This is a genomic window from Mitsuaria sp. WAJ17 (genome assembly GCF_014174515.1).
In the GTDB taxonomy this organism is placed as follows: domain Bacteria; phylum Pseudomonadota; class Gammaproteobacteria; order Burkholderiales; family Burkholderiaceae_C; genus Roseateles_B.
Genome location: NZ_JACJUG010000006.1, coordinates 34,236 through 51,920, shown reverse-complemented (window position 1 = coordinate 51,920; position 17,685 = coordinate 34,236). Strand labels below are relative to the sequence as shown.

Sequence of the window (17,685 nt, the reverse complement as noted above, 5' to 3'; positions counted from 1 at the left end):
TGGTGCTGCGGTGCTCAGTTCGAGCGCCTGGTGGTGGTGCCGGCAGGTAGTTTCATTGAAAGGGCTGATATGTACGCGGTCATAAAAACCGGTGGCAAGCAATACAAGGTTGCTGCTGGCGAAAAGATCAAGGTAGAACAGATTGCTGCGGAAGTTGGCCAAGAGATCGTGATCGATCAAGTTCTCGCCGTGGGTAACGGCGCGGAACTGAAGATCGGCACTCCCTTGGTTGCTGGCGCGAGCGTCAAGGCCACTGTCGTGGCCCAGGGCAAGCACGACAAGGTGCGCATCTTCAAGCTGCGTCGTCGCAAGCACTACAAGAAGAGCCAAGGCCATCGCCAGACCTACACCGAGCTGGAAATCAGCGCGGTCAACGGCTGATCCCTCGCTCTAGCAACAGTTCAAGGAGTAATCCATGGCACAGAAAAAGGGCGGCGGCTCGACCCGAAACGGCCGCGATTCCAAACCGAAGATGCTGGGCGTGAAGGTGTACGGCGGCCAGGCCATCTCGGCCGGTTCCATCATCGTGCGTCAGCGCGGTACCAAGTTCCACGCCGGCACCAATGTCGGCATGGGCAAGGACCACACCCTGTTCGCGCTGATCGACGGTACCGTGTCCTTCACCACCAAGGGCGAGAACAACCGCTCGACCGTGGTCGTGACGCCGGTCTGAGTCCTCTGACCCGACCGAATAGACGATGTGGTGGCAGCAGCCGGCCACATCGTTCACACTGAGCGTTCAGACTGAGCCCCGGCATGCCCGGGGCTTTGTTTTTTCGGCTGCAACCCTGGTGAGACCCGTGCTGCGGGCCTGCCTTACCATGGCTCCTTCCGCGAGCCCGAGAAGCAAGACATGAAGTTCGTAGACGAAGCCACCATCGATGTAGTGGCCGGCAATGGTGGTGCCGGCTGTGCAAGCTTTCGCCGCGAAAAGTTCATTCCCTTCGGCGGGCCGGACGGCGGCGATGGCGGCCGCGGCGGCAGTGTATATGCCGTCGGCGACCTCAACCTGAACACGCTCATCGACTACCGCTACGCGCGCCGCCATGAGGCCCGCAATGGCGAGGCCGGGCGCGGCTCCGACCAGTACGGTGCGGCGGCCGAGGACATCGTGCTGCGCATGCCGGTGGGCACCATCATCACCGACGTCGAGACAGGGGCGGTCATCGCCGAGCTGCTCGAGCCTGGCGAGAAGATCATGATCGCCAAGGGGGGCGACGGTGGTTTCGGTAACCTGCACTTCAAGAGCAGCACCAACCGCGCGCCGCGCCAGAAGACCCCCGGCTGGCCGGGGGAGGCCAAGAAGCTGAAGCTGGAGCTGCGCGTGCTGGCCGATGTCGGTCTGCTTGGGCAGCCCAATGCCGGCAAGTCCACGCTGATCACGGCGGTCTCCAATGCCCGCCCCAAGATCGCCGACTACCCCTTCACGACCCTGCACCCGAACCTGGGCGTGGTGCGCGTGGCCCCCGAGAAGAGCTTCGTCGTCGCCGACATCCCCGGCCTCATCGAAGGTGCTGCGGAAGGCGCCGGCCTGGGCCACCAGTTCCTGCGCCATCTGCAGCGCACCCGGCTGCTGCTGCATGTGGTGGACCTGGCTCCCTTCGATCCTGAGGTCGATCCGGTGGCCGAGGCCAAGGCCATCGTCGCCGAACTGAAGAAGTACGACGCCTCGCTGTACGAGAAGCCGCGCTGGCTGGTGCTCAACAAGCTGGACATGGTGCCCGAGGAAGAGCGAGCCAAGCGGGTCAAGGACTTCGTCAAGCGCTACAAATGGAAGGGGCCGGTCTTCGAGATCTCCGCTCTGACGCGCGAGGGCTGCCAGCCGCTGATCCACGCGATCTATGACCACGTGGCTGCCGAGCAGAAGCACCATGTGGAGCCCGATGTGCGCTTCACCTCCGCGGAGGGCGAGGGCGGCGAGGCGAGCGCCTCATGAGTGCCGTGCTGAGGGACGCGCGACGCATCGTCGTCAAGGTGGGCTCCAGCCTGGTGACCAATGAGGGCCGGGGTGTGGATGCCGAAGCCATCGGCAACTGGTGTCGCCAGTTGGCTGCGCTGACCCAGCAGGGGCGCGAGGTGGTGATGGTGTCCAGCGGCGCCATCGCCGAAGGCATGAAGCGCCTGGGCTGGGCTTCGCGGCCCAAGGAAGTGCACGAGTTGCAGGCTGCCGCGGCCGTCGGCCAGATGGGCTTGGCGCAGATGTACGAGAGCAAGTTGCGCGAGCAGGGCCTTGGCAGTGCTCAGGTGCTGCTGACGCACGCCGACCTGGCCGACCGAGAGCGCTACCTCAACGCGCGTTCCACACTGCTGACCCTGCTGCAGCACCGCGTGCTGCCGGTCATCAACGAGAACGACACCGTCGTCAATGACGAGATCAAGTTCGGCGACAACGACACCCTGGGCGCCCTGGTCGCCAATCTGGTGGAAGCCGACGCCCTGGTCATCCTGACGGACCAGAAGGGCCTGTATTCCGCCGACCCCCGCAAGGATCCGGACGCCCGCTTCATCGACGAGGCCATCGCCGGCACGCCCGAGCTGGAGGCCATGGCAGGCGGTGCGGGCTCCAGCATCGGCCGCGGCGGCATGATCACCAAGATTCTGGCTGCCAAGCGCGCCGCGGGTAGCGGAGCCAGTACCGTCATCGCCTGGGGCCGCGAGCCCGACGTGCTGCTGCGCCTGGCGGCTGGCGAGTCCATCGGCACGGCCCTGCTGGCCAGTACCGCCAAGCAAGCAGCACGCAAGCAGTGGATGCTGGACCATCTGCAGATGCGAGGCGCGGTCGTCGTTGATGCCGGTGCGGCGCTCAAGCTGCGCGAGGAAGGCAAGAGCCTCCTGCCCATCGGCGTGCGCGAGGTGCAGGGCGAGTTCCATCGCGGCGACGTGATCGCCGTGCGCGATCCCGCCGGTGCCGAGCTGGGCCGCGGCCTGTCCAACTACTCCAGTGCCGAAGCGCGGCTGATCGCCCGCAAGCCTTCATTCGAGATCGAGGCGGTCCTGGGTTATGCGGCCGAGCCGGAGCTGATCCACCGCGACAACCTCGTGCTGCGCTGAAGCGCCGCGCGGAAGCTCCACAAGACAAAGGCCCGCTTGGCGGGCCTTTGTCATGGAGGCGGACGCTCAGTGCTCGGCAGCGTCCTTGCCGGGGTCCTGTGGCGCCTCAGTGGCGCTGTCGTCGTTGGCCGAGGGGCCGCGACCCGGGCCGTGATCCTGCCGGTGCTGCTGAGGCCGCATGCCTGCGCGCAGGTAGCGGTTGTGGTGGCTGGTGCGAGGCAGGAAGCGCGCCAGCTCGGTGAGCGCCATCTGGTAGACCCCGCGTTTGAATTCGATCACCGCCTCAAGCGGCACCCAATAGTCATTCCAACGCCAGGCGTCGAACTCGGGGTGGTCGGTGGCGCGCAGGTTCATGTCGCTGTCGCGACCCATCAACTGCAGCAGGAACCAGATCTGTTTCTGGCCCCGGTAATGGCCACGGGCGTCGCGGCGTATGTAGTGCTCGGGCACCTCATAGCGCAACCAGTCGCGTGTGCGCGCGATGATGCGCACATGCTCTGACCTCAAGCCCACTTCCTCGTGGAGCTCTCTGAACATCGCCTGCTCGGGCGTTTCGCCATGCTTGATGCCCCCTTGCGGGAACTGCCAGGAGTGCGTGCGAATGCGCTTGCCCCAGAACACTTCGTTCCGGTGGTTGAGCAGGATGATGCCGACGTTGGGCCTGAAGCCTTCACGGTCGAGCATAATCAACCTCAAATCTTTAGTTGGATTGATTATTGCATCGGGCCTCACCCCTTGCATGATCCTCGCTAACCCCAAGCCCAGGCGCGCCAGCCGGGCGCCCGCTGTCAGCTGGGTGCCGGGACGGCGCGCTGCCGGTTCTTACTCCGCAGTCTCCGCGATGAAAGCCACTCAGTTCTTCGTCTCCACGCTCAAGGAAGCCCCCGCCGACGCCGAAGTCGTCAGCCACAAGCTCATGATGCGAGCCGGCATGATCAAGCGCCTGGGCGCCGGCATCTACAACTACATGCCCATGGGCCTGCGCGTGATCCGCAAGGTGGAAGGCATCATCCGCGAGGAGATGAACCGCGCCGGTGCCGTCGAGCTGTTGATGCCCGTGGTGCAGCCGGCCGAGCTTTGGCAGGAGACCGGCCGCTTCGACAAGATGGGCCCCGAGTTGCTGCGCGTGAAGGACCGCCATGGCCGTGACTTCATCATCCAGCCGACCAGCGAGGAGGTGGTGACCGACATCGCCCGCCAGGAGCTGCGCTCTTACAAGCAGCTGCCCAAGAACCTCTATCACATCCAGACCAAGTTCCGCGACGAGCGCCGTCCCCGCTTTGGCGTGATGCGCGGCCGCGAGTTCACCATGAAGGACGCCTACTCCTTCGACCGTGACGTGGAAGCCGCTGGCCGCAGCTACGAGAACATGTTCCAGGCCTACTGCAAGATCTTCGATCGCCTGGGCCTGGAGTACCGTGCCGTGGCCGCCGACACCGGCGCCATCGGCGGCGACCGCTCGCATGAATTCCAGGTGATCGCCGAGACGGGCGAGGACGCCATCGTCTACTGCCCCGACAGCGACTACGCTGCCAACATCGAGCTGGCCGAGGCCCTGCCCCTGCTGGCCGATCGCGCCGCCGCGGCCCTGGCCCTGGCCAAGACGCCTACGCCGGGCAAGAGTACCTGCGAGGATGTGGCCGCCCTGCTGGGCCTGCCCCTGGCGCAGACCGTCAAGTCCCTGGTGCTGGCCACCGACGAGCTCAACGAGCATGGTGAAGTGGCCAAGACTCAGGTCTGGCTGCTGCTGGTGCGCGGGGACCACGAGCTCAACGAGGTCAAGGCTGGCAAGATCGAGGGCCTCAAGGGTGGCTTCCGCTTCGCCACCGTGGGCGAGATCGAATCGCACTTCGGCTGCAAGCCCGGCTACCTGGGCCCCATCGGCCTGAAGCAGCCGGTGAAGATCGTGGCGGACCGCACCGTCGCGCAGATGGCCGATTTCGTCTGCGGCGCCAACGAGGCCGACTTCCACTTCACTGGCGCCAACTGGGGCCGTGACCTGCCCGAGCCCGATCTCGTGGCCGACATCCGCAATGTGGTCGCTGGCGACCCTTCGCCCGATGGCAAGGGCTTGCTGGCCATTCAGCGCGGCATCGAGGTGGGCCATGTGTTCTACCTGGGCACCAAGTATTCGGCAGCCATGAATGCCACCTTCCTCGACGAGACCGGCAAGCCCAAGCCCTTCGAGATGGGGTGCTACGGCATTGGCGTGACCCGCATCCTGGGCGCCGCCATCGAGCAGAACCATGACGAGCGCGGCATCATCTGGCCGGATTCCATCGCCCCCTTCACCGTCGCGATCTGCCCCATCGGCATGGACCGCAGCGAGGAGGTGAAGGCCGCCGCCCAGCAGCTGTACGAGCAGCTGCAGGCGCTGGGTATTGACGTTCTGCTGGACGATCGTGGTGAGCGCCCCGGGGCCATGTTCGCTGACTGGGAGCTGATCGGCGTGCCGCACCGCGTGGTGCTGTCCGACCGTGGTCTGAAGGAAGGCCAGGTCGAGTACCAGGGCCGCCGCGATGCCGAGGCGACCAAGCTGGCCCTGGCCGAGGTGGTGGCACATCTGCAGGCCCGACTGAAGGCCTGAGGTGCCGATGCAGCCAGCATCCCGCGCCCGGCGCGGCCTTCTTGCTGCATCGCTGCTGAGCCTCCTGCCTGCGGGCCGGGCCTGGGCTGGCGCCCAGGTCGAGGAGCCCCTGGCGGATTCGGTGCGTTCGGCGCTGTCGGCCTCGATACGCAACAGCGCGCCACCGCGGCCCCGCTTCGAGAAGATCGACGACCGCCTGGCCTATCTGCGCTGGCTGGGCACCATGAGCGATCGCCTGCGGCCGCGCAAGACCGAGTCCCAGACCCGCATCGAGTTCCTCGAGACCCTCTGGTATGAAGCCACGCGCGCCGGCCTGGATCCCAGCCTGGTGCTGGGCCTGGTCGAGGTGGAGAGCGGCTTCCGCAAGTACGCGATCAGCGTGGTCGGTGCGCGCGGCTACATGCAGGTGATGCCCTTCTGGGCCCGTTTGATCGGGGACGGTCAGGCCTCGCGCCTCTTCCACATGCAGACCAATCTGCGCTTTGGCTGCGTGATCATGCGCCACTACCTGGACCGCGAGAACGGTGATCTCTTCATGGCCCTGGGCCGCTACAACGGCAGCCGCGGGCGGCCGGAGTACCCCAATGCAGTGCTGGGTGCGCGGCGCAAGTGGCTGATGCCGGGCGAGCGCTGAGGCGGGCCGGGGCGGCTCAGCGCGCCTCGCGCAGGCCCTGCCAGCGCTGGGGCCGGGCCCCCGTGATGCCGCAGAGGTCCAGCACACGTTCCACGCCTTCGGCCACCAGCTCGTCCATGCTCTGGGGCTTCAGGTAGAAAGCCGGCAGGGGCGGAAAGATGATGCCGCCCATCTCCGTCACGGCTGTCATGTTGCGCAGGTGGGCCAGGTTGAAGGGGGTCTCGCGCACCATCAGCAGCAGGCATCGACGCTCCTTGAGCGTGACGTCGGCGGCCCGAGTGAGGAGGTTGTCTCCGAAGCCATGGGCGATGGCGGCCAGGCTCTTCATGGAGCAGGGCGCGACCACCATGGCCGTGGCGCCAAAGCTGCCGCTGGCCACGCAGGCGCCGATGTCGCCCGGCGCGTGGGCCTGGGTGGCTTCGGCCTCCAGCGCTTCGCGATCCAGGCCCAGCTCATGGTGCACATTGAGCAGGCCGGCGGGCGTGGCGATCAGATGGGTGTGCACCCCCAGTTCCCGGCATCGACGCAGCAACTGCAGGCCATAGGCAGCGCCGCTGGCACCGCTGATGCCCACGATCAGGCGCTGCGGCGATGCGGGCGTGGCGCTCACTGGCCGCCCAGTGCCTGCTGCAGCTCGCCGCTCTCGTACATCTCCATCATGATGTCCGAGCCGCCGATGAACTCGCCGCCGATATAGAGCTGCGGGATGGTCGGCCAGTTGGCGTACTCCTTGATGCCCTGGCGCACCTCCTCGTCTTCCAGCACGTTGACGGTCTTGAGGTCCGTGACGCCGCAGGCCTTGAGGATTTGCACGGCGCGGCCCGAGAAGCCGCACATGGGGAACTGGGCATTGCCCTTCATGAAGAGCACCACCCGGTTGTTCTTGACCAGGTCGTCAATGCGTTGCTGAACGTCGCTCATGGCTTGATTCCTTGATGAAAAGCTGTGGCCGAAACTGCGGAGGGCGTGGCCCCCGGCCTCGGCGCGATTATCGGGCACAGTGCATGCCCGGCGCCGCGCAAGGGCGTCTGGCGCCCGCCGTGGGGCAGGAATCCAGCGGCGTTCTGACCTAGCGCAGGGGCTCAGTAGCTGTAGCTGAGACCGAACTGCAGCACGGGCATCAGGCGGTTGTCGCGCAGGGCCTCGTCCACTGAGCCCAGGCTGTTGCCCAGGCGAAGGCTGTTGCGGTTGATGAGTCCGAGGTCAGCGCTGAAGCCCCAGCCGCCTCGCGTCGAGATGCCGCTGTAGCCGATGCCGATGTAGGGCAGGGTGCCGCCGGAATCACTCCGGTCGCCCGTGGAGCCCACGGCGCGCAGGCCGACGGCCAGGGACTGGCCCAGGCTCATGGACTGCGCGCTCAGCGTCAGGCCCGAGCCGCTCTGGGTGACGCTCAGGGAGCCCATCATCAGGCCGCCCGTTGCCCGCAGGCCGCCGCGAACGCCTTCGCCAAGCCCAGAGCGGGTGAGGTAGTAATCGCCCAGCAGGGCGGCGCTGAGGGACCGCGAACTGCGGCCCGTGCTGGTGTCCAGGCCGTCCACCTGGCTCAGCTGCACGCGGGCCTGCCAGCGCAGGCCGGGGGCCTCGGCAGTGCTGCCATGGGGCATCAGTTGGGAGGAGGCCTGGGCCTGAGCCCGGGAGGGTGCCGCCAGGGCCAGGGCGCTCACCACCAGCCAGCCCACGGCCGTGGGCCAGCAGGATCCAGTTGGGGCGGGCAGGCTGCGCATGATGGTCTCCTTGCAGCCGAGCGGGCCGGGAGTGTGCCGCTCGGAGGACCATGCTACGCCCGGCGGGATATTTTGTGCAGGATCAATTACCTGGTTTTACAGACTTTGACGGCAGTCCGGCCGCGTCTCCGGAGGGCGGGATCAGGGCCTTAGCGCCGCGCTGCACCGGGGCTGGCCGCCCAGGTCCCGCTCGCAGCCCCGGTATTGAAGGCCGGCAGCGCGTAGCAGATCCGCCACGGCCTGCTCCTGGTCGTAGCCATGCTCCAGCAGCAGCAGGCCGCCCGGCCGCAGGTGGGCGGGCGCACCCCCGATGATCTGCCGAAGGTCCGCCAGGCCGGCCTCCGGAGCGGCCAGGGCGCTCAGCGGCTCGTGTCGCAGGGCCGGCAGGTGCTCGTCTTGGGGGGCGATGTAGGGCGGGTTGCTCATCACCAGGTCGAAGCCTTCCTCACCCAGGGGTTGCCACCAGGCTCCCAGGAGGAAGCGGACCTCCAGGCCCAGTTGGCGTGCATTGGCCTCGGCGATGCCCAGGGCCGCGGCGCTGAAGTCGGTGGCCGTCACGTCGGCTCGCGGATGGCGCTTCTTCACGGCCAGCGCGATGGCGCCGCTGCCTGTGCCCAGATCCAGCACGCGCGGCGCTGCCAGGCCGCAGGAGGCCAGCCAGCGCAGTGCTGCATCGACAAGCACCTCGGTGTCGGGCCGCGGCACCAGGGTGGCTGGGCTCACCTGCAGGCGCAGGCCGTGAAACTCCTTGTGGCCGGTGAGGTAGGCCAGGGGGACCTCGTCCAGCCGCTGGCGGAGCCAGTCCTCGAAGCGCTCGCCCGTGCCGGGCGGCAGCGGATCTTCATCATGGCTGATCAGCCAGCCGCGGTCCTTGTCCAGCAGGGCGCACAGCAGCAGTTGGGCCTCCAGGCGAGGCAGGCCGGCCTGCGCGGCGCGCCGCTGAAGGTCACGGACGGTGACGCTCATCCACGCCCTTCCAGTGCAGCCAGTTGCTCGGCGGCCTGCGCCTGCTGCAGGCCGCTGATGACGTCGTTCAGATCGCCGTCCATGATGGCGCCGAGCTTGTAGAGCGTCAGGTTGATGCGGTGGTCCGTCAGCCGGCCTTGGGGGAAGTTGTAGGTGCGGATGCGGTCGCTGCGGTCCCCGCTGCCGATGAGGCTCTTGCGCGTGGCGGCTTCCTTGGCGGCGCGCTCGCTGCGTTCCTTGTCGCGCAGCCGGGCGGCCAGCACGGCCAGCGCCTTGGCCTTGTTGCGGTGCTGGCTGCGGTCGTCCTGGCATTCGGCGACAAGGCCCGTGGGCAGGTGGGTGATGCGGATGGCGGAGTCCGTCTTGTTGACGTGCTGACCGCCAGCGCCGCTGGCGCGGAAGGTGTCGATGCGCAGCTCCGCGGGGTTGAGCTGGACCTCCTCGGCCTCGTCGGGCTCGGGCATCACGGCCACGGTGCAGGCGCTGGTGTGGATGCGGCCCTGTGATTCCGTGGCGGGTACGCGCTGCACGCGGTGGCCGCCGGACTCGAACTTGAGCCGGCCGTACACCTGATCGCCCTCGATGCGCAGCACCAGCTCCTTGTAGCCGCCCAGGTCTGACTCGTTGGCGGACAGGGTCTCCGCGCGCCAGCCCTGTGACTCGGCATAGCGCAGGTACATGCGGGCGAGGTCGGCCGCGAAGAGCGCGCTCTCGTCGCCGCCAGCGCCGGCCCGGATTTCTAGGAAGGCAGGCCGGACGTCGTCCGGATCCTTGGGCAGCAGGGCCAGCTGCAGCTCCTCGTGCAGGCGGGCCATGTCGGCCTCGGCGCCGGTGATCTCCTCGCGGGCCATCTCGGCCATCTCGGGGTCGGCCAGCAGCTCGCGCGCGGCGGCCAGATCCTGCTCGCGCTGCAGATAGCGCTGGTAGCGGCTCACGAGCTCGGAGACTTCGGCCTGCTCGCGCGTCAGTGCGCGGTAGCGCTTCATATCGGCGGCGATGCTGCCGTCGGCGAGCGTGGTGTCGAGCTCATGCAGTCGATGGCCCAGGCGTTCGAACTGCTGGCGCAGGCTGTCTTTCATGGAGGGGCATTCACAAGGAGAGGAAACCAGGCCGCGTGCATCCACGACGGGGCCTGGGCGGGCGAGCATGGCGAAGCGCAGCGCTAATGCTCGGCCGGGTCCTTGGCGCTCTTGCGCAGGAAGAGGCGGGAAACCGTGTGGGCCAGGGCCACGCGGTGCTCGCCATCGGCGGCGTGCAGCTCGGCCAGGGTGCCGTGCAGCATCTTCTGGGTCAGCCCCTTGGACAGTGCCTCAAGGACGGCCTCGACGTCCTCGCCGCGCGCCAGCAGCTTGCGGGCACGCTGCAACTCGGCGCTGCGCCAGTCGTCCGCCTGGGCATGCAGGGCCTGGATCAAGGGCACGGTGTTGCGTTGCCCCAGCCAGTGCACGAAGCTCTGCACGCCGGTCTCGATGATGGCCTCGGCCTGCTGCACGGCGGCCTGGCGTTTTTCGCCAGCGGACTGCACCAGTTGGGCGAGGTCGTCCACGGCGTAGAGGTAGACGTCGTCCAACTGGGCGACTTCCTGCTCGATGTCACGCGGCACGGCGAGATCGACCATGAACATGGGCTTGTGGCGGCGCTTTTTCAGCGCGCTTTCCACGGCGCCCAGGCCGATCAGGGGCAGGCTGGAGGCTGTGCAGGAGATGACGGCATCGAATTCATGCAGACGCTGCGGCAGGTCGCTGAGGCGCAGGGCCTCAGCGCCGAGGTGCGATGCGAGCTTCTCGCCGCGCTCCAGGGTGCGGTTGGCCACGGCCATGCCCTTGGGATTGCGGGCCGCGAAATGCGTGGCGACCAGCTCGATCATCTCTCCCGCACCCACGAAGAGCACCTGGATCCGTGCCAGGTCCTCGAAGAGCTGGCCGGCCAGGCGCACCGCGGCGGCGGCCATGCTGATGGAATGGGCGCCGATCTCGGTGGAACTGCGTACCTCCTTGGCCACCGAGAAGCTGCGCTGGAAGAGCTGGTGCAGCGTGGTGCCCAGGGTGCCGGCCTCGTCGGCCTCGCGCACGGCCTGCTTCATCTGGCCCAGGATCTGGGGCTCGCCCAGCACCATGGAATCCAGGCCGCTGGCCACGCGGAAGGCATGGCGCGCCGCGGCGCTGCCCTCCTTGACGTAGGCATGGTTGAGCAGCGCGTTGGAGGCGACGCCGCCGACCTCCGCCAGCCACTCCACGGTGGGCTGCACCAGCTCCCGGCCGCCGGCCACATAGAGCTCGGTGCGGTTACAGGTGGACAGCATGGCGGCCTCGGCGCCGATGCGGGTGCGCTGCTTCAGCTGCTCGCGCAGGCCCAACAGGGCGGGCGCCAACTGCTCGGCCGAAAGGGCGAACCGGCCGCGCAGATCCAGGGGCGCGGATTCGTGATTCAGGCCGAGGGCAAAGACCGACATGGCGCGATTATAAAATTCCAAGGCTTGCGGACAGGGCGGCTTGCTGCGTCGTCCGTATAGAAATACTTGATAAGCATCAATTGGCGCCGCATTTCGCGGCGGACGCACCGTGCGGGACGGCCGCGCGGCTACATGGCGGGAACCCTGTGAGCCCTCTCGACGCCTTCTGGCACCTTGGCAATTTCCTTCTTCCCGCGTGGTTCGTCGCCGGTGTGGTCGCAGCGCTGATGAAGCTGCTGTGGCGTGCCGAGCTCAAGGGCCGCAACTGGGGCCAGTTGTGGCTCTGGGGCGGCGCCGGCGGCACGCTGGGCCTGGCGGTGGCGCTGGCGCTGCTGGGGCACGACGGCAAGATGCTGGGCTACGGCCTGATGCTGCTGGCCATCGCGCTGCCGCAGGCCTGGCTGAGCCTGCGGCGCTGATCAGGCAGCAGCCGTCTCGCTGGTCAGCACCTCGGCGCGCAGGGAATGCGCGAAGGCCTCGGTGATGCGCACATCGATCAGCTGGTGCATGAGCCGCGCGTTGCCCTTGAAATTGACGATGCGATTGCACTCGGTGCGTCCCATCAGCTCGCTCGGGTCCTTCTTGGCATGGCCGCACACGAGGATGCGCTGCGTCTGGCCGACCAGGGTCTTGCTGATGCTGACAGCATGGGCCTCGATGGCGGCCTGCAGCTCCTGTAGGCGGCGCACCTTGGTCTCGTAGGGCGTGGTGTCTTCGAGATTGGCCGCGGGGGTGCCCGGGCGCGGGCTGTAAATGAAGCTGAAGGAAGCATCGAAGCCGACGTCGTCCACCAGCTTCATCAGCTTGGCGTGGTCCTCCTCGGTCTCCCCGGGGAAACCGACGATGAAGTCGCTGGCGATGCGGATGTCCGGGCGGATGGCGCGCAGCTTGCGGATGATGCTCTTGAACTCCAGGGCCGTGTAGCCGCGCTTCATGGCCATCAGGATGCGGTCGCTGCCATGTTGCACAGGCAGGTGCAGGTGGTTCACCAGCTGAGGCACCTTGCCGTAGGCCTCAATCAGGCGCGGGCTGAACTCATTGGGGTGGCTCGTCGTGAAGCGCAGGCGCTCGATGCCGGGGATCTCGGCGCAGTATTCCAGCAGCAGGGCGAGGTCGGCGATCTCGTCGGTGTCGCCCATTCGGCCGCGATAGGCATTGACGTTCTGGCCCAGCAGGTTGATCTCCTTGACGCCCTGGTCGGCCAGGCCGGCGATCTCGGTGAGCACGTCCTCGAAGGGGCGGCTCATCTCGGCGCCGCGGGTGTAGGGCACCACGCAGTAGGAGCAGTACTTGGAGCAGCCTTCCATGATGGACACGAAGGCGCTGCCGCCCTCGACCTTGGCCGGCGGCAGGTTGTCGAACTTCTCGATTTCGGGGAAGCTGATGTCCACCTGGGGCCGGGCGGCCTCGCGGCGCGCGGCCAGCATCTGCGGCAGGCGGTGCAGGGTCTGCGGGCCGAAGACCACATCGACGTAAGGCGCACGCTCGATGATGGTCGCGCCCTCCTGGCTGGCCACGCAGCCGCCCACGCCGATCATCACGCCCTTGGCCTTCAGGTGCTTGATGCGGCCGAGGTCGGAGAAGACCTTCTCCTGGGCCTTTTCGCGCACCGAGCAGGTGTTGAACAGCACCAGGTCGGCCTCATCGACATTGGTGGTGGGCTCGTAGCCTTCGGCGGCGCGCAGCACGTCGGCCATCTTGTCCGAGTCGTACTCGTTCATCTGGCAGCCAAAGGTCTTGATGAATACTTTTTTGCTCATGGCGGGCTCCGGCGCCCCGCGTCCCGGGGGCACGGCGAATCGGAAAGGAATGTCGGAAGGAAATGGCGGGTGCCGGGCCGGCCTGTCGGACAGGCGGCAGGCCTCGGTTCAGGCAGGGCTCAGGGCTTGGTCCAGACCTGGGAGGCCAGGTCGAAACTCCAGCTCGCGGCCTGCTCGGGCGTGCGGGGCCAGGTCTTGTTCGCCAGCTCGGCCTCGTTGAGCAGCCAAATGTCGCGCACCAGGCCGGCGAAGTCCTGGGTGTAGTGCACGGTCAGCTTCTGGCCTACGAGGGCGGAGGCGAACACCAGCAGGTTGTCCGCGCTGCGGATGCGGGTGCCGGGCGCCAGCCGGGCATCCCTGCCATCCAGTTGCAGATCGGGTGGCGTGCCGACGAGCATTTCGGCGCGCAAGGCGTCGGGGGGGAACTGGCGGTGGGTCTGGGCCTGGACGCTGGAAGCGCCCAGCGTGGCCAGGCCGGCAAGCCCCATGAAGGCCAGGCGCAGGGCCAGGCGGCGGGGCAGGGTGTGTGCACAGCGGGACATGGTATCAATCCAGTGGCTGCGGGGCAGGGCGGAGCCCGACCCGGGTTGAACAAGGCCTGCATCATCGCATGCTGGCTGGGCTGCTGCCTGGCGGCGAGGCTTTATCGCCAGGTGCCATGTGCCAGGTGCCAGGTGCCAGGTGCCAGGTGCCAGGTGCCAGGTCTTGCCGCGATTTCTGCTGGCCCATGAAAAGCCAGCAAACTTGACGCTTGCTGGGTTTTCTTGGTTGGTGGCGCTTCGGGGAGTCACCTCCCAATCCAGCATTCCATTCCAAAAAGGCTTGTCGAGTCAACCACTTAGCAATCTCAGGCTTTGGTGGCGGGTGAGTTGGAAGTGGACACCATAAGTGTACACCTGACCGGCCTGTTGTTGGGGTGGGCTGCAAGCCAGAGCAAGCAAGGGGTCGGCTGGCGGCTGTTTTTGTCAACCGGCTCAGGCTGTGCCGTTTGTGGGTTGACCCCAACCAATCACTATCTTGTGGCTATTCGGCATTTCGTGTGGGGCGACGACTGCGCTTCGCCTTCAGCACATCGCTATCGAACTCAGATCTGCAAGTCCGGCAGACCATGGTCTGAATGGCGGGCTGCCCTGCGACCATCGGTGGCATAGACACCTCGCTCATCTCGGATGCCGAAAACTGTTCGTGGCAGTAGCCGCAAAAGTTCCCCTCAGGGAGCAGCAGTTGGCTGAGCTTCACCTCTTTGCGCGGATCCAACGCATGCTTGGCCAGGATGCGGGCCCGCACAACATCGAACTTGTACCCGTTTCCGTTCCGCACAATGGTCTGAATGGCGCCATTGATCGACTCGGTGTAGGCGTTGGTCTGCGGATGGTCGAGGATGGCCAGCATCTCCGACCGCCACACCTTCATCTTGGCCAACAACTGCCTGAAGTCTTTGCGAACAGCCCTGTGCACCGTTTCCCGGAAGTGGTCGAACGCCTGGATCGCCTGATCCCTTGGCAGGTCAAAGATGGCGTAGAACGCCTCCTTGGCCTTGTATGCGGCCGCAATGTCTTCGTCCTCGCGCAGCCATTGCTTCAGATCCTGCTCCTGCGTTTCGGTGAGCTTTGCTGGGCGCTTGAGCAGCGTGAACTTTGATCGCCTGAATGGCTGTATGGCGCTGCTGTCTGGCTTTGCGACTTTGCGACGTTCATAGACCTTGACCAGTGCGTCGCTTGCCAGCCGCAATACATGGAACTTGTCTGCGACGACAGCGGACCGGTGGAGTGCCTGGGGCAGAAGTTTCCCAGCGATCAAGCGCGGCGCGAGCACTACCTGAAGCTGCTGGCTGAGAAGTTGAAGGAACCGGCTTTTCGCCAGCAGGTGGGATTTCCGAAGGGGACTGACGAGGCCATCTTGGCGATGTCGGATCCACCTTACTACACGGCTTGTCCGAATCCCTGGCTGACCGAATTCGTCCGGCACTACGGTAAACCGTACGACCCTTCGGTCAAGTACAGCCGCGAGCCGCTTGCTATTGACGTCTCCGTGGGTAAGACAGACGTCCTCTACAAGGCTCATGCATATCACACCAAGGTGCCGCATCTGGCGATCGTTCCTTCGATCTTGCACTATACGCAGCCCGGCGATGTGGTTTTCGATGGGTTCTCGGGGTCTGGTATGACCGGCGTCGCGGCTCAGTGGTGTGAGACAGCGCCGGCTTCCTTCAGGCACCAACTCGAACTTGCATGGCGAGCGGCAGGCCGTGCGGCGCCCAAATGGGGTGCGAGAAAGGCAGTGCTCAACGATCTTTCGCCAGCGGCATCATTCATTGCAGCCAACTACAACCTACCTTTTGACATCGAAGAATTTTCCGCAGCCGGAGAAAAACTGCTGAGTGAGCTTCAATCCGAAATTGGTTGGATGTACGAGACCACGCACAGTGATGGAAAAACAAAAGGACGGATTGAGTACACGGTTTGGGCGCAACTGTACGGTTGCCCGGAGTGTTCCGGTGAACTGAACTTTACCGAAGAAGCGCTTGATAATGACACCAAGCGTGTCAAGGAAGAATTTCCGTGCCCGCATTGCGGCGCAGAGTTGACGAAGCCGCGGCTTACAAAGCTATACACCAGTAAGCTAGATAAGGCCTTGGGAAGGGTGATTCAGACTCCGCGGCGAGCCGCGACGATCATTTCCTATGTGGTTCGCGGTCAAAAATTTGAGAAGAAGCCGGATGCAGACGATATGGAGGTGCTGCGCCGGATCGACGAAATGGAGATCCCGTTATCTGTGCCCAAGATCGAAATACCGCGAATGCATATGACGCATGAGCGTGCACGGATGGATTACGCTGGAGTCACTCACATTCATCACTTCTTCCTCCCCCGCGCAGCACAGGCACTTGGGCGGATGTGGCAGAAGGCGAATGACCACACGAACCATCGAACGAGGTTGTTCCTGCTCTTCATGGTTGAGCAGGCGATTTGGGGCATGTCGGTCTTAAATCGCTACAAAACCATCATGCATGGGAAAACTCAGAGCTCAAACGTCAACCAGTATCTCTCCGGGGTTTACTACGTTGCCTCACAGCACTCTGAGGTTTCCCCATGGTATAACCTTGAAAATCGGCTCGGCCGACTTTCGACCAAAGCATTTGCGAGCAATTATTCCAGGGCTGATGGCGCAGTTGTCACTGTGGGTTCTGCCGCGCGAAATGGGCTCGCAGAGTCGAGTGTTGATTATATTTTCACCGATCCGCCATTCGGGGAGAATATCTACTATTCAGATCTAAATTTCCTTGTTGAATCCTGGCATGGTGTAACGACTGACTCAGAGCCGGAGGCGATTATTGATCGCTGCAAAAACAAGGCGTTGCCTGAATATCAGCGGCTGATGCAAGAGTGCTTTTCGGAGTATCACCGTGTTCTTAAGCCTGGCCGATGGATGACAGTAGTCTTCTCAAACAGCAAGGCGGCGGTGTGGAATGCCATTCAAGTAGCACTGCAACAGGCTGGTTTCGTTGTTGCAGAGGTTACGGCTCTAGACAAGGTACAGGGCAGCTACCGCCAAGTTACGTCGACCACGGCAGTTAAGCAGGACTTGGTGATTTCGGCTTATAAGCCAGATGGTGATCTGGAGGAGCGCCTGGCTTTGAAAGGAGCGACGCCCGATTCGGCTTGGGATTTCGTCCAGAGCCACTTGGCACAGCTCTCGGTTGTGAAGGTGCGTGATGGCGAGCTCGAATTCATCGTCGAGCGGGATCCCCGCCGGGTCTATGACCGCCTAATCGCCTGGTTCATTCGCCACGACGCGCCGGTACCGCTGTCGAGTGACGAGTTCCTGAGTGGGATGCGCAGCCGATTCCCGGAGCGGGATGGCATGGTGTTCTTACCTGACCAGGTAGCGGCCTATGACCGCAAGCGTGCGCAGGTCACCAAGTCCCCGCAGATGGACCTCTTCGTCAGCGATGAGCGCAGCGCGATTGACTGGCTGTCTGACTTCCTGAAATCGAAGCCGTCTACCTACCAGGAGCTGCACCCCGACTTCATCACCCAGGTGGGCGCTGGCTGGAAGAAGCACGAAGCCAAGCCCGAACTGTCGGCGCTGCTGGAAAACAATTTCCTGAAGTACGACGGCACCGGCGAAGTGCCGAGCCAGATCCACACCTACCTGTCGAGCAACTACCGCGAGTTCCGTGGCCTGGAGAAGTCCGACCCCGCACTGCGAGCCAAGGCGCAAGACCGTTGGTTCGTGCCCGACCCCAACAAGGCGCAAGATCTGGAGAAGAAGCGCGAGAAGGCGCTGCTGAAGGAGTTTGACGGCTACGTGGCTGCCACCGGCCGCAAGCTTAAGGAGTTCAGGTTGGAAGTGCTGCGCGCGGGCTTCAAGACGGCGTGGGCCAGCCGCGACTACCAGACCATCATCAAGGTGGCGCAAAAGATCCCTGAGGAGGCGCTGCAGGAAGACGAGAAGCTGCTGCTCTGGTACGACCAAGCGCTGACCCGCGTCGACGCTGCGAGCTGACA

At 65.1% G+C, this 17,685-nt stretch carries 18 protein-coding genes; 8 read left to right on the top strand and 10 right to left on the bottom strand.

The annotated features are described in order from the left end of the window. Positions 1 to 69 precede the first annotated feature (69 nt). The 4 genes from rplU to proB all read left to right on the top strand — a co-directional run bounded on the left by rplU (position 70) and on the right by proB (position 3,051). Positions 70 to 381 carry a 50S ribosomal protein L21 gene (gene rplU, locus H5407_RS06450; RefSeq protein WP_183103740.1) on the top strand — a complete coding sequence of 104 codons (312 nt, stop codon included), beginning with the start codon at positions 70 to 72 and terminating at the stop codon, positions 379 to 381. Positions 382 to 415: 34 nt separating this feature from the next. Further along, complete coding sequence (gene rpmA, locus H5407_RS06445) at positions 416 to 673, top strand: 50S ribosomal protein L27 (protein WP_183103623.1); 258 nt, start codon at positions 416 to 418, stop codon at positions 671 to 673. 180 nt (positions 674 to 853) lie between these two features. Then, positions 854 to 1,936 (top strand): Obg family GTPase CgtA, encoded by a 1,083-nt coding sequence (cgtA, locus tag H5407_RS06440; RefSeq protein WP_183103622.1) that lies wholly within the window; start codon positions 854 to 856, stop codon positions 1,934 to 1,936. Beyond that, positions 1,933 to 3,051 (top strand): glutamate 5-kinase, encoded by a 1,119-nt coding sequence (gene proB / locus H5407_RS06435; protein WP_183103621.1) that lies wholly within the window; start codon positions 1,933 to 1,935, stop codon positions 3,049 to 3,051. Before cgtA ends, proB begins: the two co-directional genes overlap by 4 nt. A gap of 66 nt (positions 3,052 to 3,117) precedes the next feature. Here proB and H5407_RS06430 read toward each other — a convergent pair whose 3' ends face one another. After that, entirely contained in the window at positions 3,118 to 3,735 is a 618-nt protein-coding gene (locus tag H5407_RS06430; protein WP_183103620.1) for an RNA pyrophosphohydrolase, read from the bottom strand. 157 nt (positions 3,736 to 3,892) lie between these two features. On the opposite strand from H5407_RS06430, the gene H5407_RS06425 reads away from it, so the two are divergent. Together H5407_RS06425 and H5407_RS06420 are read left to right on the top strand one after the other, a co-directional pair. Continuing rightward, positions 3,893 to 5,638, top strand: a complete 1,746-nt coding sequence (locus H5407_RS06425) for a proline--tRNA ligase (RefSeq protein WP_183103619.1) — start codon at positions 3,893 to 3,895, stop codon at positions 5,636 to 5,638. 7 nt (positions 5,639 to 5,645) lie between these two features. Beyond that, the gene (locus tag H5407_RS06420; protein ID WP_183103618.1) at positions 5,646 to 6,272 is read left to right on the top strand and encodes a lytic transglycosylase domain-containing protein; all 627 of its coding nucleotides are present in this window, start codon (positions 5,646 to 5,648) and stop codon (positions 6,270 to 6,272) included. A 16-nt stretch (positions 6,273 to 6,288) separates the two neighbouring features. Here H5407_RS06420 and H5407_RS06415 read toward each other — a convergent pair whose 3' ends face one another. The 6 genes from H5407_RS06415 to hemA form a co-directional block, all read right to left on the bottom strand. Next, on the bottom strand, positions 6,289 to 6,882 hold the full coding sequence (locus H5407_RS06415) for a UbiX family flavin prenyltransferase (protein WP_183103617.1): 594 nt from the start codon (positions 6,880 to 6,882) through the stop codon (positions 6,289 to 6,291). Then, positions 6,879 to 7,193 (bottom strand): Grx4 family monothiol glutaredoxin, encoded by a 315-nt coding sequence (gene grxD, locus H5407_RS06410; protein ID WP_183103616.1) that lies wholly within the window; start codon positions 7,191 to 7,193, stop codon positions 6,879 to 6,881. Before grxD ends, H5407_RS06415 begins: the two co-directional genes overlap by 4 nt. A gap of 161 nt (positions 7,194 to 7,354) precedes the next feature. Continuing rightward, on the bottom strand, positions 7,355 to 7,996 hold the full coding sequence (locus tag H5407_RS06405) for a hypothetical protein (RefSeq protein WP_183103615.1): 642 nt from the start codon (positions 7,994 to 7,996) through the stop codon (positions 7,355 to 7,357). A gap of 141 nt (positions 7,997 to 8,137) precedes the next feature. Further along, positions 8,138 to 8,962, bottom strand: coding sequence for a peptide chain release factor N(5)-glutamine methyltransferase (prmC, locus tag H5407_RS06400; protein ID WP_183103614.1), 825 nt, complete (start codon positions 8,960 to 8,962; stop codon positions 8,138 to 8,140). Continuing rightward, positions 8,959 to 10,041 (bottom strand): peptide chain release factor 1, encoded by a 1,083-nt coding sequence (gene prfA, locus H5407_RS06395; RefSeq protein ID WP_183103613.1) that lies wholly within the window; start codon positions 10,039 to 10,041, stop codon positions 8,959 to 8,961. The genes prmC and prfA overlap by 4 nt, the downstream gene beginning before the upstream one ends. 83 nt (positions 10,042 to 10,124) lie before the next feature. Then, positions 10,125 to 11,414: a glutamyl-tRNA reductase gene (hemA, locus tag H5407_RS06390; protein WP_183103612.1), complete on the bottom strand. Its 1,290-nt coding sequence runs from the start codon at positions 11,412 to 11,414 to the stop codon at positions 10,125 to 10,127. Positions 11,415 to 11,560: 146 nt separating this feature from the next. On the opposite strand from hemA, the gene H5407_RS06385 reads away from it, so the two are divergent. Further along, positions 11,561 to 11,833, top strand: a complete 273-nt coding sequence (locus tag H5407_RS06385; RefSeq protein WP_183103611.1) for a hypothetical protein — start codon at positions 11,561 to 11,563, stop codon at positions 11,831 to 11,833. Here the strand turns inward: H5407_RS06385 and miaB are convergent, their stop codons facing one another. The 3 genes from miaB to H5407_RS06370 all read right to left on the bottom strand — a co-directional run bounded on the left by miaB (position 11,834) and on the right by H5407_RS06370 (position 14,905). Then, positions 11,834 to 13,174, bottom strand: coding sequence for a tRNA (N6-isopentenyl adenosine(37)-C2)-methylthiotransferase MiaB (gene miaB, locus H5407_RS06380; RefSeq protein WP_183103610.1), 1,341 nt, complete (start codon positions 13,172 to 13,174; stop codon positions 11,834 to 11,836). Positions 13,175 to 13,293: 119 nt separating this feature from the next. After that, complete coding sequence (locus H5407_RS06375) at positions 13,294 to 13,716, bottom strand: hypothetical protein (RefSeq protein WP_255501106.1); 423 nt, start codon at positions 13,714 to 13,716, stop codon at positions 13,294 to 13,296. Positions 13,717 to 14,197: 481 nt separating this feature from the next. After that, positions 14,198 to 14,905, bottom strand: a complete 708-nt coding sequence (locus H5407_RS06370; protein ID WP_255501105.1) for a transposase — start codon at positions 14,903 to 14,905, stop codon at positions 14,198 to 14,200. Between the two features lie 3 nt (positions 14,906 to 14,908). Between H5407_RS06370 and H5407_RS06365 the strand changes: the two genes are divergently transcribed. Then, complete coding sequence (locus tag H5407_RS06365; protein ID WP_183103608.1) at positions 14,909 to 17,683, top strand: DNA methyltransferase; 2,775 nt, start codon at positions 14,909 to 14,911, stop codon at positions 17,681 to 17,683. The last annotated feature ends 2 nt before the right edge of the window (positions 17,684 to 17,685 follow it).